Source organism: Novosphingobium soli, assembly GCF_042432915.1.
In the GTDB taxonomy this organism is placed as follows: domain Bacteria; phylum Pseudomonadota; class Alphaproteobacteria; order Sphingomonadales; family Sphingomonadaceae; genus Novosphingobium; species Novosphingobium soli.
In genome coordinates this window covers 165,589-180,164 of sequence record NZ_JBHLWK010000010.1, presented here as the reverse complement: position 1 = coordinate 180,164, position 14,576 = coordinate 165,589, and the positions used below count along the sequence as shown (strand labels likewise).

The following is a 14,576-nucleotide window of genomic DNA, read 5'->3' as shown; positions in this document are numbered from 1 at the left end:
TATTGTCCTGTTGTGTTCCCGCACATTGTATCCCATAAGCCCTTCCGCATCGCAGCAGCGCTACGCCCGGGCGATGCGCGCGGCCGCCACTTGCCCACAGGCGGGGTTGAATTGGCTTGCGAGCCTCGGGCCCATTCCTCTAATGGGCCGCCTCGTATCGGCACCGGCGCCTCGGAAAAATGGGCAACCGGGTCGCCTGCCGGACGTCGCCGAGACACCGCCGCGCAAGGAGAACATGGCCGGGTCTCGACGCCCCACTAGCTGCAGGATTGGTACGAAACCGAAATGAGTTGGCTCAGCAAGGTCCGCAATTCCATATCGAGCCTCGCCAAGCGCGACACGCCCGATAACCTCTGGATGAAGTGCCCGAGCTGCGGCGAGATGCTGTTCGCCAAGGACTTCGAGGCCAACCTCTCCGTCTGCCCCCAGTGCGAGCACCATGGCCGCATCGGCGCGCAGGCCCGCTTCGACCAGCTGCTCGACGCCGGCTACACCGTCCTCGCGTCGCCCAAGGTGCCCGAGAACCCACTGAACTTCCGCGACACCAAGAAGTACCCCGAGCGCCTGAAGGCCGCGCGGGCCGCCAACCCCTTCCCCGATGCTCTGACCAACGCGCTCGGCACGATCGAGGGGGCCAAGGCCGTGCTCGGCGTGCAGGACTTCAAGTTCATGGGCGGCTCGATGGGCATGGCGGTGGGCGAGGCCTTCGTCGCCGGGGTCGAGAAGGCCATCGCCGAGAACTGTGCCTACGTCATCTGCACCGCGGCCGGCGGCGCCCGCATGCAGGAGGGCATCCTGTCGCTCATGCAGATGCCCAAAACGACGGTCGCCACGCGCCGGCTGGCCGCGGCCGGCTTGCCCTACATCGTCGTCCTGACCGATCCCACCACCGGCGGCGTCACCGCCAGCTATGCGATGCTGGGCGACGTCCAGATCGCCGAGCCCGGCGCGCTCATCGGCTTCGCCGGCCAGCGCGTGATCCAGGACACGATCCGAGAGAAACTCCCCGACGGCTTCCAGCGCGCCGAGTACCTCCATGCCCACGGCATGGTCGACATGGTGGTCCATCGCAAGGACCTCAAAGGCACGCTGGCCATGCTCCTCGGATACCTTGCACGAAAGGAAGTCGCGTGAATATCGATAGCGCCCTGGTTCGCGAATTGGCCGAGCTGTTGGCCGAGACCGGCCTGTCCGAGATCGAGGTCGAGGATGGCGAGCGCAAGATCCGCGTCTCGCGCCAGATGGTCCAGCAGATGGCCGCAGCCCTGCCCGCCTTCGCCGCGCCGGCAGCCGCGCCCGCAACCGGCCCGGTCGCCGCGGAAGCCGCACCCATCGCGACTGCCGCTCCGGTCGATGCCGTGAAATCGCCGATGGTCGGCACCGTGTACCTCGCCCCCGAGCCGGGCGCGCCGGACTTCATCGCGGTCGGCAAGGCGGTGAAGCAGGGCGACGTCCTGCTCATCGTGGAGGCCATGAAGGTCATGAACCAGATCACCGCGCCCAAGTCCGGCACCGTCACCGCCATCCTCGTCGACAACCAGCAGCCGGTCGAGTTCGACCAGCCGCTCGTCGTGATCGGCTGAGAGCGGGACTGACATGGCCATCAAGCGCCTCCTGATTGCCAATCGCGGCGAAATCGCGCTGCGCATCCACCGCGCCGCGCGCGAGATGGGCATCGAGACCGTCGCGGTGCACTCGACCGCCGACGCCGACGCGATGCACGTGCGCCTGGCCGACCACGCGGTCTGCATCGGCCCGCCGGCGGCGAAGGACAGCTATCTCAACGTCGCTGCGATCATCTCGGCCGCCGAGATCACGCAGGCCGACGCGATCCACCCCGGCTACGGCTTCCTTTCGGAGAACGCCCGCTTCGCCGAGATCGTCGAGGCGCATGGCCTCAAGTGGGTCGGCCCCAAGCCCGAGCACATCCGCACCATGGGCGACAAGGTGGAAGCCAAGCGCACCGCCGGCGCGCTCGGCCTGCCGCTGGTCCCGGGCTCGGACGGCGCAATCGAGGATTTCGACGCGGCGCGCGCGCTGGCCGCGACGATCGGCTATCCGGTCATCATCAAGGCGGCATCGGGCGGCGGCGGCCGCGGCATGAAGGTCGTGAACACGCCCGAAGAGCTCGAGAGCCAGATGGGCCAGGCCCGTTCGGAGGCCAAGGCGGCCTTCGGCGACGCCACGGTCTACATGGAAAAGTACCTCGGCAACCCGCGCCACATCGAGTTCCAGGTCTTCGGTGACGGCGAGGGCAATGCCGTCCACCTCGGCGAGCGCGACTGCTCGCTCCAACGCCGCCATCAGAAGGTGCTCGAGGAGGCCCCTTCGCCCGTCATCACCCCCGAGGAGCGCGACCGCATGGGCGGCATCGTCTCCAAGGCGATGGCCGACATGGGCTACCGCGGCGCCGGCACGATCGAGTTCCTCTGGGAGAACGGCGAGTTCTACTTCATCGAGATGAACACCCGCCTGCAGGTGGAGCATCCGGTGACCGAGGCCATCACCGGCGTCGACCTCGTGCGCGAGCAGATCCGCATCGCCGATGGTCAGCCGCTTTCGTTCAAGCAGGACGAGATCGAATTCAAGGGGCACGCCATCGAGTGCCGCATCAACGCCGAGGATCCCTGGACCTTCGCGCCCTCTCCCGGACAGGTGACGGGCTACCACGCGGCGGGGGGCCTCAACGTGCGCGTCGATAGCGGGCTCTACACCGGCTATCGCATTCCGCCGTACTACGACTCCATGATCGGCAAGCTGATCGTGTCGGGCCGCAGCCGCAACGGCGCCATCATGCGCCTCAAGCGCGCGCTGGAGGAGATGGTGATCGACGGCGTGAAGACGTCGATCCCGCTCCACCAGGCCCTCCTGGAAGACCCCGAGTTCAAGGCGGGGGACTACACGATCAAGTGGCTCGAGGATTGGCTGGCCAAGCGGCCGGCCGACTGAGCTGGAACAGGACTGACGGAAAGAGCATGATTTCGTTCCTCGACTTTGAAAAGCCGATCGCCGAGCTGGAAGCGCGCATCGCGGAGTTGCGCGCCACCGCCGACGGCAGCCAGCTCGACATCGAGAGCGAGATCGGCAAGCTCGAGAAGAAGAGCGCGGCCATGCTGGCGGCGACTTACGCCAAGCTGACGCCATGGCAGAAGACGCAGGTCGCCCGCCACCCGCAGCGCCCGCACTTCCTCGACTACATCCGCCTGATCTTCAGCGACTTCATCCCGCTGGCAGGCGACCGCGTCTATGGCGAGGACGAGGCGATCGTCGGCGGCCTCGCCACGCTGGACGGCCGCAAGGTCATGGTGATCGGCCACGAGAAGGGCCACGACACTCCCAGCCGCATCAAGCACAATTTCGGCTCGGCCAAGCCCGAGGGCTACCGCAAGGCCATCCGCCTGATGGAGATGGCGAGCAAGTTCGGCCTGCCGGTGGTCACGCTGGTCGACACTGCCGGCGCCTTCCCCGGCGTCGAGGCGGAGGAGCGCGGCCAGGCCGAAGCCATCGCGCGTTCGACCGAGGCCTGCCTCGCGCTTGGGGTGCCGATGGTCGCCACGATTCTGGGCGAAGGCGGCTCGGGCGGCGCCATCGCCATCGCCGCCGCCAACAAGGTGCTGATGCTGGAGCACGCGATCTATTCGGTGATCTCGCCCGAGGGCGCGTCCTCGATCCTCTGGCGCACGCCCGACAAGGCTGCCGATGCGGCAACGGCGATGAAGGTGACCGCGCAGGACCTCCTCTCGCTGGGCGTGATCGACGGCGTGGTGGCGGAACCGATCGGCGGCGCGCACCGCGATCCGGCTGCGACCGGCCGCGCGCTCGCCGAGGCCATCGGCCGCGAGCTGGATGGCCTGGCGCACCTGAACGGTGCCGACCTCATCCGCCAGCGCGAGGATCGCTTCCTGGCGATCGGCTCGCTCTGAGCGCTGGCGGCGCAGTCGCGTAGCGGGCGCGCGCGCACCGGCCGCCCGCTCCAATTTCCCGAACGCATCGTCCGGTTAATGGCAATGGACGGCAACACACCCGGCCGATAGTCCGGTCTCCCGACAGGAACCCGCCGTGCGCGGGCCAGGGGCACGCCGGACGCGCAAGGCAACGCGGTCCGGCCAAGGGGTCGGGACATCGCGATGAGCCTTATCGGGCGACCTAGTTTCGGCACGGCCGCGCTGGCCATGAGTGCGCTGGTCACCGCGGCAACCGTCTACGCCGCGGCGCACGATGACACGCCGGCCTCGCCCACGACCCTGACTCCAGCGCAGCAAGCCGCCTTCGTCGAGCCGATGCTGGGCGAGTACTGCGCGCGGTGCCACAACGACATCGACAGGGTGGCCGACCTGTCGGTGGAAGACCTCAGGGCCGACGACCTGGGCACCGGCCGCCATGCCGAGCAATGGGAGAAGATCCTGCGCCGGGTCGCCGCGGGCGAGATGCCCCCGCATGGCAAGGACCAGCCGAGCCCCGCCATGCGCACGGCGTTCGTGGGCTGGCTGGAGCGATCGCGCGCGGGCTATCTCGCGGGCAGCCCGGACCCGGGCCGCGCCACGATCCGCCGCCTCAACCGGGTGGAATACGCCAATGCGGTGCGGGACCTCCTGGCGCTGGAGGTGGACTTCGCCCGCGAGCTCCCGGCCGACAATTCCGGCTTCGGCTTCGACAACATCGCCGACGTGCTGTCCGTCTCGCCCACGCTGATGGAGCGCTACGTGGCGGTTGCTGGCAAGGTCGGCCGCCTTGCGACCGGCCTCACCAGCCGGCACGAGATCGTCACCACCTGGCAGGTGCCCAAGGACGGGTCGGTCATGAACTCGGGTGTTCCCGCCTGGAACGAGCGCGCGGGCGACGACCTGCCGCTCGCCTCGCGCGGGGGCTATGCCCAGACCTACTACGCCCGGCACGACGGCACTTACGAGATCGCCGCATGGCTGAACTCGAACAGCAACAACGAGACGGACCGTATGGTCGAGGACAAGGTTGCCTTGCGCGTGCCGCTGGGGGCGGGCTCGCACCGGATCGCGCTCTCGTTCCGGCGCACCCTCGCGCCTGCGGAGGCGGTGCAGGTACTCCGCAACGACACCGACAAGGTGCCGCTGCCGCTCGACAAGCCGGTCATGCTGCCGCTCGACGTGTGGGTCGACGGCACGCTGGCGCGGACGCTGAGCGTACCCAGTTACCGCATGCACCAGCGCTATTCGCAGCGTAACTTCCCGCGCGACATTCACCAGGTCGACGTCACCGGTCCGTTCGACGCCAGGGGCGTGCCCGACACGCCGAGCCGACGCGCCGTCTTCCTGTGCCGGCCCCGCAAGGCGAGCGAGGAAGCCGCCTGCGCCACCCGCATCGTCTCCGCGCTCGCCCGCCGGGCCTGGCGCCGCCCCGTCGGCGCGTTCGACGTCGCGCCGCTCTTGCGCATCTACGCGACCGAAAGGAACGCATCCGACTTCGAACACGGCATCGAGGCGGCACTGGAGGCGGTGCTCGTCTCGCCCGAGTTCCTGTTCGTGGTGGAGCGCGATCCGGAGGGTGCGATGCCGGGCAGCGTCAACGCCGTCTCGGACATCGAACTCGCCACCCGCCTCTCGCTGTTCCTGTGGAGCTCGATCCCCGACGAACGGCTTCTCGCGCTTGCCGAGCAGGGGCGCCTGCGCCAGCCGGACGTGCTCGACGCCGAGATCGCGCGCATGCTCGCCGACCCGCGGGCCAGGGCGCTGACGACCAACTTCGCGGGCCAGTGGCTCTACCTGCGCAACCTCGACCAGCAGCGTCCCGACATCGAGGTGTTCCCCCGGTTCGACACGCGGCTGCGCCAGGCCATGGCGACCGAGACCGAGATGTTCTTCGAGCAGGTGCTGCGCTCCGACCGCCCGGTTCTGGACTTCATCGCGGCCGACTACACCTTCCTCAACCAGCGCCTGGCCGAGCACTACGGCATCCCCGGCGTGTCCGGCACCGCGTTCCGGAGGGTGGCGCTGCGCCCGGAATGGCATCGCGGCGGGCTGCTGGGGCAGGCGAGCGTGCTGACGGTCACCTCCTACGGCAACCACACCAGCGTGGTGAAGCGCGGCAAGTGGATCCTCGACAACATGCTCGCCGCCGCGCCCCCGCCCCCTCCGCCTGACGTTCCCGCGCTCAAGGCCGAGCATGACGGCCGCCTGCTCACCGCCCGCCAGCAGCTCGAACTGCACCGCGCCAATCCCACCTGTGCGGCCTGCCACGTGAAGATGGACCCGCTGGGCTTCAGCCTCGAGAACTTCGATGCGGTGGGTGCATGGCGCACCGTGGACGCGGGCCAGCCGATCGACGCCATGGCAACGATGCCGGACGGAGCCAGGTTCGAAGGCATCTCCGGCCTCCAGCGCATCCTCTTGGACCGCAAGGACGAGTTCACCCGCGCCTTCACCGAGCGGCTGATGACCTACGCCCTCGCGCGCGGCCTCACCGCCAGCGACATGCCGGCCGTGCGCGCCATCGCCGCCGATGCGGCTGCGGACCAGTACCGCATCCGCACGGTGGTGCGCGGCATCGTGAAGAGCCCCGGCTTCACGCTGCGCCGGGTCCCCGAGCGCTTCAAGGCGGCCTTTTCGCGGCGGGACTTCGGCAGGGTCGGCCCGGCCCTTGGGCAAGCTTGGGGCGAGCGGAAAGGAAATGCGCTCCTCAAGTCCGCTCAGGCCAAGCCTGTCGAAGCCCCCTCGGCGCGCACCGCGCTGGTATCCTACCGGAGCCCGATCCGATGAGAACCCTTCGCCCTGCCCTTTCCCGCCGCACGCTGCTGCGCGGAGCCGGGGCCGCCATGGCGCTGCCGTTCCTGGAGGCGATGATGCCGGCCTCGCACGCCGCGGACCTGGCCTCGCGCCCCAAGCGGCTGCAGGTGTTCTATTCGCCCAACGGAATGACGATGCCCGGCTTCCAGCCGGTCGAGACCGGCACCGGCTTCGCCTTGCCGCCGACGCTGGAGCCGCTCGCGCCGCACCGGGACAGCATCTCCGTCATCAGTGGCCTGGGCCATCCGCAGGCCGCCGCCATGGGGGATCGGCCTGCCGGGCACGGGCGGTCCTGCCCCGCATTCCTCACGGGCGCGCACGCGAAGCAGACCGAAGGACCGGACATCCGGGCCGGCATCTCGATGGACCAGGTCTTCGCCGCGCACCTGGGGGATGCCACCCCGCTCTCCTCGCTGGAGCTGGGCATCGACCAGGCGAGCCTCCTGGGCTCGTGCGACATTAATTACTCCTGCGCCTACACCAACGGCATCTCGTGGCTCACCCCCACCGTGCCGCTGCCGGTCGAAGCCAATCCGCGCGCGGTGTTCGAGCGGCTGTTCGGAGACGGCGACACCGATGAGGCCGGCCGTCTCGCACAATTGCGCCGCCAGTCCTCGATCCTCGACTTCGTCATCGAGGACACCCGGCGCCTTTCCGCCCAGCTCGGCATGGAAGACCGCCGCAAGCTCGACGAGTACCTGGATGCCACGCGTGCCATCGAGAAGCGCATCCAGCGCAGCGCCACCTCGCCCGCGACGTCACAGGCGGCGCAGCTCACGCAGCCGGCCGGCATCCCCGCCGACTTCGCCGAGCACGCCAGGCTGATGATCGACCTGCAGGTCCTCGCCATGCAGGCCGACATCACCCGGGTGGGCACCTTCATGATCGGGCGCGAGCTGTCGAACCGCACCTATCCCGAGATCGGCGTACCCGATTCGCACCACATGCTCAGCCACCACGGCAACAACCCGGAGAAGATGGCGCAGCTGGCCAGGATCAACCGCTACCACATGGAGTTCTTCGCCTACTATCTCCAGCGGATGAAGGAGACGCGCGACGGCGAGGGCTCGCTGCTCGACCGCACGCTGGTGATCCGCGGCTCCGCATTCGGGGATTCCAACGAGCACGACTTCATGGACCTGCCGGTGGTGGTGGCAGGCGGGCTGGCGAAAGGCGGCCGCCACGTGCGCGTGGAGAAAGGCACGAGCATGTCGAACCTGATGCTCGCCGGCCTGCAGGCGCTGGACGTCCCGGTCGAAAGCTTCGGCGACAGCACCGGGCCGCTGCGGGAGCTGACCGATGCCTAGCGCCGCCTTTCGCGGCCGACGACGTCTCGGGAGCCTCCTGGCCGCGCTGCCCCTCCTCGCTGCGGTGGCGCCCGCTTGTGCCCGGACCGGGGACCTGGCGCAGGCCATCGCTGCCAGCGACGTGGCGCAGGCCAGGGCGGCTCTGGCCGCAGGCTCCGATCCGAACGAACCGCTGGCCTATGCGGAGAGCCCGCTCGCCCATGCCGTGGAGACGCAGGAGCCGGAGATGGTCGCACTTCTGCTCGCGCACGGGGCGAAGCCGAACAGCGTCGATGCACAGGGCCTCACGCCGCTGGCCCTCGCCTGCGAACGGGGCGGCGCAGCCATCGTCGACCAGCTTGTCGATGCGCGCGCCGACGTGCGCAAGACCGGCCCCGATGGCGTCACGCCGCTCGCGGTCTGCGCGCGCTACGCGCCGACAGGATCGGTCGCGCGATTGCTCGCGAAAGGGGCGCGGGCCGATGCCGTGGACGCGCGCGGGCAAACGCCACTGATGTGGGCCGCCTGCGCCGGGAACGCCGAGGCGGTGAGCCTGCTGCTTCGGGCCGCAGCCCGGCCCAACCGCGTCACCCGCGCCGGCTTCACGCCACTGTTCTTCGCCATCGCCAGCGGATCGGCCGAGACGGTGCGCGTCCTGCTCGACGCCGGCGCCGATGCTGCGCACCGCGGCCCCGAGAACACCAGCGCCGCCCAACTCGCGATGTACCAGAAGAACTGGCGCGCCGCGCAGATGCTGGTTGAGCGCGGCGGCGTCGACCTCATCCAACGCGACCGCAACGGCGAGCAGCTGCTCCACGCCGCGGCCGCGGGCGGGGACGAGCCGCTGGTGGCGCTGCTGCTGGCGAAGGGCGCGGATCCCAACGGGCTCACCGGTCCGTCCCGCATCGCCTGGGTGACCGAGGCGAACTTCGGCATGCCGCCGCCGCCGGTGCCCCCAACGCCGCCCCTGCTGGTGGCGGCGCGCCAGGGCCAAGTGGCGGTGATGAAGCGCCTCGTCGCCGGCGGCGCGAACCCCGCCTTCGTGGCCGAGAACGGCGTCAACGTGGTCCTCGCCGCCGCTGCGGGACAGAGCGCCGCCGCGCTGGAGGCGGCGCTCGCGCTGGCCCCGGACGCGAACGTGGCCGACGCCAAGGGTACGACGCCGCTGCACCTGGTGGTCGGCGGGGGCATGCACCCACAACTGCCGCAGATGCTGCGCATCCTGGCCGCGCACGGCGCGCGCCCCAATCTCGCCAACGCGAGAGGGACGACGCCGGCGCAGCTTGCCGAGGGCGGGCTGGCCACAGTGAAAGCCGCCTACGACCAAGTCTTTGGTCAAAAAGGCGCGCCCGTGCTAGCCAGTGCGCGTCCTTGATTCCAGAACAACGAACGGGATCCGCGAACCATGACTCATCCGAAGACGATTTCCCTGGCCGCGCTCGGCATGTCCGCAGCGCTCGTCGCCGTCGCCCTGGCGGGCAGCGGCACCATCGCCGTCGCCGCCTCCCCCGCCGCCAGCGCGATCGCCACGCGCCAGGCCAACTTCAAGAAGATGGGCGGCGCGATGAAGGTCCTCAAGGACCAGATCTCCAGCGGTGCCATCTCCAAGCCGCAGGCCGTCGCCGCCGCCAAGACGCTGGCCGCCACCGGGCGCGCGCAGGCCGGCCTGTTCCCCAACGGCAGCGGCGCCTCCGCGGGGGTGAAGACCGACGCGCTCCCGGCCGTGTGGTCCAACCGGGCCGCCTTCGACGGCCAGATGAAGGGCTTCATCGCGCAGGCCGACAAGATGGTCGCGGCCGCCAACAGCGGCAATCTCGATGCCGTGACCGCGCAGTTCAAGGCCGTCGGCGGCGCCTGCGCCTCGTGCCACAAGCAGTTCCGCGCCGACACCTGACATGCGCGCGCCCGCCCGCCCCACCGCCCGCATCTGGGACCCGACCATCCGCCTGTTCCACTGGCTGCTGGTCGGCCTCATCGCATTCTCGTGGTGGAGCGGCGAGCAGCACGACATGGAGCGGCATCGCCTCTCCGGCTACGCCATCCTCGCACTCTTGGTGTTCCGCGTGTTCTGGGGCTTCGCCGGCCCCCGCACGGCGCGCTTCGCCAGCTTCGTGCGCGGCCCGGGCGCGGTGATCGCCTATGTGCGCGAGCTCGGCAGCCGCAAGGGCCATGTCGCCGACGGGCACAATCCCCTCGGCGGGTGGAGCGTCGTCGCCATGCTCGCGGCCATTGGGCTGATGGTGGGCGCGGGGCTGTTCGCGAGCGACGTCGACGGGATCGAGTCCGGCCCGCTGGCCACCTACGTCTCGTTCGAGCAGAGCGAGGCCGCGGCCGACCTGCACGAGGCGGTGTTCAACGTCATCCTCGCCCTCACCGCGCTGCACGTGCTGGCGGTGCTGTTCTACCTCGTGTGGAAGCGGCAGAACCTGGTGCGCCCGATGCTCACCGGCCGCCGCATCGCCGAGGAGGGCGAGACCACCGCGGACCTGCGCTGGTCCCCGCTGCGGGCGCTGGTCGGCGTCGCGATCGCCGTGGCCGTGGCCTGGGCGGTTGCCAGGGGCTTCATGTTCTGACGCCCGCCGCGCTCACGCGCGTCGCCGGGCGGTCCCTCCCGGCACCAGCAGGTTGAGCAGCACGGCGCAGACCGCCGCCGGCATCACGCCCGAGCCCAGCAGCACCCGTGCGGTCTCCGGCACGTGCTGGAGCGCCGTCGGCTCCAGCTGGAGCCCCAGGGCCAGCGACAGCGAGACGCCGAAGATCAGCATGTTGCGCTGCGTCCAGTCCACGCCCGCCAGCATCGAGGTGGCGGCGGAGGCGACCATGCCGAACATGACGATGACGCCGCCGCCCAGCACCTCGATGGGAATGGTGGTGATCACCGCCCCCACCTTGGGCAGCAGTCCGCAGGCGATCAGGACCAGCGCGCCCACCGTCACCACGTGCCGGCTCATCACCCCGGTGATGGCGATCAGGCCGACGTTCTGGCTGAAGGTGGTGTTGGGCATGGCCCCGAACACCGCCGCCAGCGCGGTGCCGACGCCGTCCGCCGCGACCGCGCCCTGCAGCTCCTTGTCGCTGGCCGGCCGGCCGGCATTGCCCTCGCAGATCGCGTCGACGTCGCCGATCGTCTCGATCGAGGAGACGAAGCCGGTCAGGCAGAACCCGAGGATGGCGGAGGCCGAGATCGCGAAGCCGAAGGGAAAGGGGGTCGGCAGCATCACCAGCCCGGCCGAGGCGACGGGCGAGAAGTCGATCCGCCCCATCGCCAGCGCGGCCGCGTAGCCGGCGAGAAGGCCGATCAGGACGGCGGCGGTGGACCAGATCCCGCGCCCGAAGAAGTTGAGGCCCAGCGTCACCACCACCACCACCCCGGCCAGCAGCCACGACTGCCAGGCGCCGAAGGCGGGGGTCCCCACCGCGGGAACCCCGCCCGCCGCGTACTGGATGCCGATGCGCATCAGCGACAGTCCGATCATCAGCACCACCAGCCCGGTGATGAGCGGCGGCAGCGCGAAGCGGATCCGGCCCACGAACACGCTGAGGACGGCATGGAGCAGCCCTCCACACAGCGCCGCCGTGGTCAGCGCCGCCATGCCCTCCACCCCGCGCCCGGCGACGATGGGGATCATGATCGGGATGTAGGCGAAGCTGGTCCCCTGCACGAGCGGCAGCCGCGCGCCCACGGGCCCGATGCCGATGGTCTGCAGCAGCGTGGCCACGCCGGCGAAGAGCATCGCCATCTGGATCATGTAGATCAGCTGCGACGGATCGGCCGAACCGAACCCGAAGCCGCCCGCCCCCGCGACGATGATCGCCGGGGTCATGTTGCTCACGAACATGGCGAGGACGTGCTGGATGCCCAGCGGCACCGCCACCGCCAGGCCGGGGAACCAGTCGGGATCGCCCGCCCGGGCCGCCGCGTCGAGCGCCTGCGCGGCCGGGAGCGGTGGGGAGTCGGTAGGCGAGGCGGTCAGGGCAGTCATCGCAGGGTTCCTGTCAGGCGAAAGTCATGAGGCGGGCGAGCGAGCGGTCGGCGGCGCGCAGCACCGCGTCCCGCCGGACCTGGACGAGTTCGCCCCCGCGCACGACCGCGCGGCCCTCGACGAAGACGTCGCGCGCCTGCCGGGGCGGGCTGAGCACGAGACCGGCGACCTTGTCCCAGGCGCCGCTGGAGGGGACGTCCGCCACGTTCCAGACGGCGATGTCGGCGCGCTTGCCCGGCTCCAGCGCGCCCACGTCAGGGCGGCCGAGCACTTGCGCACCGCCCCGCGTGGCGAGGCGGAGCGCCGTGCGCGGGTCGAAGCGGTCGGCGCCGTGGACCACGCGCTGCAGCAGCATCGCCTGCCGCGCCTCGGCGAGGAGGTGACCCGAATCGTTGGACGCCGAGCCGTCCACGCCCAGGCCGACCGGCACCTTCGCGTCGAGCATGGCGCGAAGCGGCGCGATGCCCGAGCCGAGCCGGCAGTTCGAGCAGGGGCAATGCGCGAGGCCGGTCCCGGTCCGGGCGAACAGCGCGATCTCGGCCGCGTCGAGCTGGACGCAGTGGGCATGCCACACGTCGGGGCCGACCCAGCCCAGCTGCTCGGCGTATTCGCCCGGCCGGCAGCCGAAGCGTTCGAGCGAGAAGGCAACGTCGTCGGCGTCCTCGGCCAGGTGGGTGTGCATCATCACGCCCTTGTCGCGCGCCAGCAGCGCCGATTCGCGCATCAGGTCGGTGCTGACCGAGAACGGCGAGCAGGGCGCCACCGCCACGCGCAGCATCGCGCCCTCGGCGGCGTCGTGGAAACGGTCGATGACGCGGATGGTGTCCGCAAGAATGGCGGCCTCGTCCTCCACCACCGAGTCCGGCGGGAGGCCGCCCTGGCTCTCGCCCACGCTCATCGCGCCGCGGGTGGCATGGAAGCGGAGGCCGACCTCGCGCGCGGCATGGATGGAGTCGTCGAGCGTGACCCCGGCCGGGAACAGGTAGTGGTGGTCGGAGGTCGTCGTGCAGCCCGACAACGCCAGTTCGGCAAGCCCGAGCTGCGTCGCCGCGAAGACGTCCTCCGGCGTGTAGCGCGCCCAGATCGGATAGAGCCGCTTGAGCCAGCCGAACAGCGAGGCGTCGATCGCGCCGGGCACCGCGCGGGTCAGGCTCTGGTAGAGGTGGTGGTGGGTGTTGACGAGGCCGGGGGTGACGACGCAGCCGCGGGCGTCGATGACCTCGTCCGCCTCCTGCGCCAAGGGGGCGAGTTGCGCGGAACTGCCGACCGCGACGATCACGCCGTCGCGCCACGCCACGGCACCGTCCGCGATCTCGGTGCCCGCGTCGTCGATGCAGGCCAGGACGTCGGCGTGGTGGAGCAGCTTCACCGCAGGCACCGCTTCGCTGGCAGGCAGGACCCGGCGCCCCGCATCAGGGCGTCGCGTCCTTGTAGCGGTTCCAATCGCCCAGCAGCGCGTCGACCACCTTCGAGCCCACTGTGTAGAGGTTCTCCACCGCCGCCTCGAGCCCGGCGTAGCCCTCGTTCTCGCGCAGCAGGTAGGTGGCGGCGTCCACACCCGGCGGGGGCATCGTGAAGTTGGAGCCGGCGCGCAGCACCAGCACGCGGTCGCGGTCGGCGCGGCCGATCCGGTCGAGGTAGGTCATCGCCTGCATCACGCCGGTGTCCTCCATCGCGGAGGTCACGAACTCGCCCTTGCCGCCGCTCCAGCGGCGGACCCAGTCGTTGGCCCAGCCGGTCAGCTTCTCGCCGTGCCAGAAGGTCATGGCCGACAGGGTGTCGCCTTCGAGCACGACGGGCGGCTCCTGCGCGCGCGGATACCCGGTGAACTTCGCGCGCTCGGCGACGATGGCGGGGCTGTCGGGCAGCGCGATGCCCTTGGTGAGGTCGTAGGCCCACCGCTCGAGCGCGGGGTTCACCGCGAACACCTCCCCGCCGGCGGGATCAAGTGGGGTCCGGGTGTCGTTCGGGCCCTGGGTGCCCCGCGGAAAGTAGCCGGTCTTCCAGTCGGCCGGGATCTCGCGCGCGTCGATCTCGTGCGAGAGGTCGCCGTCGACGACGTAGCGCGCCCAGGCGACCGAACCGATGGTGGCATCCTCGGGGTCGATACCGGCGATCCCGGCGACCAGCCAGTAAGCCTGCGACAGGTCGAAGCGCGGATCCAGGCCGAGCGCCATGGTGGCGGCGGTGGAGCGTGCGGTGCCGATGCCGGTGACCATGCCCAGCACTTGCGTCTCGGGATTGTAGTAGAGGTCGTGGAACGACTGCGGGAAAGGAATGCGCTGCGTCAGGCCACGGCGCGCCTTCCACAGCTGGAACTCGCCCGCGACGTCACCCTCGTCCTTGCCGATCTCGAACAGCGAGACGACCACCACCCGCACCGGCAGCGGTTGGGCGCAAGGCGCGCCGGGGGCGCAGACCAGGGCGGCCGGTGTCGGGGCGGGCGCCGGATCGGCGGCCAGGGCCGGTGTCGCCGGGACCGGTGCCGCCAGGGACAGCATGGCGCCCGCGACGAGGGTGGCGAGCGACGGAATGCGCATGGGAATCCT

General features: G+C 70.5%; 12 protein-coding genes. 9 read left to right on the top strand and 3 right to left on the bottom strand.

The window, feature by feature from the left end; all coding sequences use genetic code 11:
- The first annotated feature begins 285 nt into the window (after positions 1–285).
- The 9 genes from accD (at position 286) to ACFFJC_RS07285 (ending at position 10,617) form a co-directional block, all read left to right on the top strand.
- On the top strand, positions 286–1,134 hold the full coding sequence (gene accD / locus ACFFJC_RS07325) for an acetyl-CoA carboxylase, carboxyltransferase subunit beta (RefSeq protein WP_379486843.1): 849 nt from the start codon (positions 286–288) through the stop codon (positions 1,132–1,134).
- Entirely contained in the window at positions 1,131–1,583 is a 453-nt protein-coding gene (gene accB, locus ACFFJC_RS07320) for an acetyl-CoA carboxylase biotin carboxyl carrier protein (protein WP_379486842.1), read from the top strand. The genes accD and accB overlap by 4 nt, the downstream gene beginning before the upstream one ends.
- Before the next feature lie 13 nt (positions 1,584–1,596).
- Positions 1,597–2,949, top strand: a complete 1,353-nt coding sequence (gene accC, locus ACFFJC_RS07315; protein WP_379486841.1) for an acetyl-CoA carboxylase biotin carboxylase subunit — start codon at positions 1,597–1,599, stop codon at positions 2,947–2,949.
- Positions 2,950–2,975: 26 nt separating this feature from the next.
- Positions 2,976–3,923, top strand: a complete 948-nt coding sequence (locus ACFFJC_RS07310; protein ID WP_379486840.1) for an acetyl-CoA carboxylase carboxyltransferase subunit alpha — start codon at positions 2,976–2,978, stop codon at positions 3,921–3,923.
- A 204-nt stretch (positions 3,924–4,127) separates the two neighbouring features.
- Positions 4,128–6,731 (top strand): DUF1592 domain-containing protein, encoded by a 2,604-nt coding sequence (locus ACFFJC_RS07305; RefSeq protein ID WP_379486839.1) that lies wholly within the window; start codon positions 4,128–4,130, stop codon positions 6,729–6,731.
- A complete protein-coding gene (locus tag ACFFJC_RS07300) occupies positions 6,728–8,065 on the top strand; it encodes a DUF1552 domain-containing protein (RefSeq protein WP_379486838.1) in 1,338 nt (445 codons plus the stop codon). The genes ACFFJC_RS07305 and ACFFJC_RS07300 overlap by 4 nt, the downstream gene beginning before the upstream one ends.
- On the top strand, positions 8,058–9,419 hold the full coding sequence (locus ACFFJC_RS07295; protein WP_379486837.1) for an ankyrin repeat domain-containing protein: 1,362 nt from the start codon (positions 8,058–8,060) through the stop codon (positions 9,417–9,419). Before ACFFJC_RS07300 ends, ACFFJC_RS07295 begins: the two co-directional genes overlap by 8 nt.
- A 30-nt stretch (positions 9,420–9,449) precedes the next feature.
- Entirely contained in the window at positions 9,450–9,938 is a 489-nt protein-coding gene (locus ACFFJC_RS07290; RefSeq protein ID WP_379486836.1) for a c-type cytochrome, read from the top strand.
- 1 nt (position 9,939) lies between these two features.
- The gene (locus ACFFJC_RS07285; RefSeq protein ID WP_379486835.1) at positions 9,940–10,617 is read left to right on the top strand and encodes a cytochrome b/b6 domain-containing protein; all 678 of its coding nucleotides are present in this window, start codon (positions 9,940–9,942) and stop codon (positions 10,615–10,617) included.
- A 12-nt stretch (positions 10,618–10,629) separates the two neighbouring features.
- On the opposite strand, the gene ACFFJC_RS07280 is transcribed toward ACFFJC_RS07285, so the two are convergent.
- The 3 genes from ACFFJC_RS07280 to ACFFJC_RS07270 are packed head-to-tail and all read right to left on the bottom strand — an operon-like array spanning position 10,630 to position 14,567.
- Complete coding sequence (locus tag ACFFJC_RS07280; RefSeq protein ID WP_379486834.1) at positions 10,630–12,027, bottom strand: uracil-xanthine permease family protein; 1,398 nt, start codon at positions 12,025–12,027, stop codon at positions 10,630–10,632.
- A gap of 13 nt (positions 12,028–12,040) precedes the next feature.
- A complete protein-coding gene (locus ACFFJC_RS07275; RefSeq protein ID WP_379486833.1) occupies positions 12,041–13,405 on the bottom strand; it encodes an 8-oxoguanine deaminase in 1,365 nt (454 codons plus the stop codon).
- Between the two features lie 34 nt (positions 13,406–13,439).
- On the bottom strand, positions 13,440–14,567 hold the full coding sequence (locus tag ACFFJC_RS07270) for a purine nucleoside permease (RefSeq protein WP_379486832.1): 1,128 nt from the start codon (positions 14,565–14,567) through the stop codon (positions 13,440–13,442).
- Between the last annotated feature and the right edge of the window lie 9 nt (positions 14,568–14,576).

What these genes read in the sequence shown, in the direction of transcription:
- ACFFJC_RS07310 (WP_379486840.1), top strand. Translation starts at nt 2,976, where the DNA reads ATGATTTCGTTCCTCGACTTTGAAAAGCCGATCGCCGAGCTGGAAGCG.
- ACFFJC_RS07290 (WP_379486836.1), top strand. Translation starts at nt 9,450, where the DNA reads ATGACTCATCCGAAGACGATTTCCCTGGCCGCGCTCGGCATGTCCGCA.
- ACFFJC_RS07295 (WP_379486837.1), top strand. Translation starts at nt 8,058, where the DNA reads ATGCCTAGCGCCGCCTTTCGCGGCCGACGACGTCTCGGGAGCCTCCTG.
- accC (WP_379486841.1), top strand. Translation starts at nt 1,597, where the DNA reads ATGGCCATCAAGCGCCTCCTGATTGCCAATCGCGGCGAAATCGCGCTG.
- ACFFJC_RS07270 (WP_379486832.1), bottom strand. Translation starts at nt 14,567, where the DNA reads ATGCGCATTCCGTCGCTCGCCACCCTCGTCGCGGGCGCCATGCTGTCC.
- ACFFJC_RS07305 (WP_379486839.1), top strand. Translation starts at nt 4,128, where the DNA reads ATGAGCCTTATCGGGCGACCTAGTTTCGGCACGGCCGCGCTGGCCATG.
- ACFFJC_RS07280 (WP_379486834.1), bottom strand. Translation starts at nt 12,027, where the DNA reads ATGACTGCCCTGACCGCCTCGCCTACCGACTCCCCACCGCTCCCGGCC.
- ACFFJC_RS07300 (WP_379486838.1), top strand. Translation starts at nt 6,728, where the DNA reads ATGAGAACCCTTCGCCCTGCCCTTTCCCGCCGCACGCTGCTGCGCGGA.
- accD (WP_379486843.1), top strand. Translation starts at nt 286, where the DNA reads ATGAGTTGGCTCAGCAAGGTCCGCAATTCCATATCGAGCCTCGCCAAG.
- ACFFJC_RS07285 (WP_379486835.1), top strand. Translation starts at nt 9,940, where the DNA reads ATGCGCGCGCCCGCCCGCCCCACCGCCCGCATCTGGGACCCGACCATC.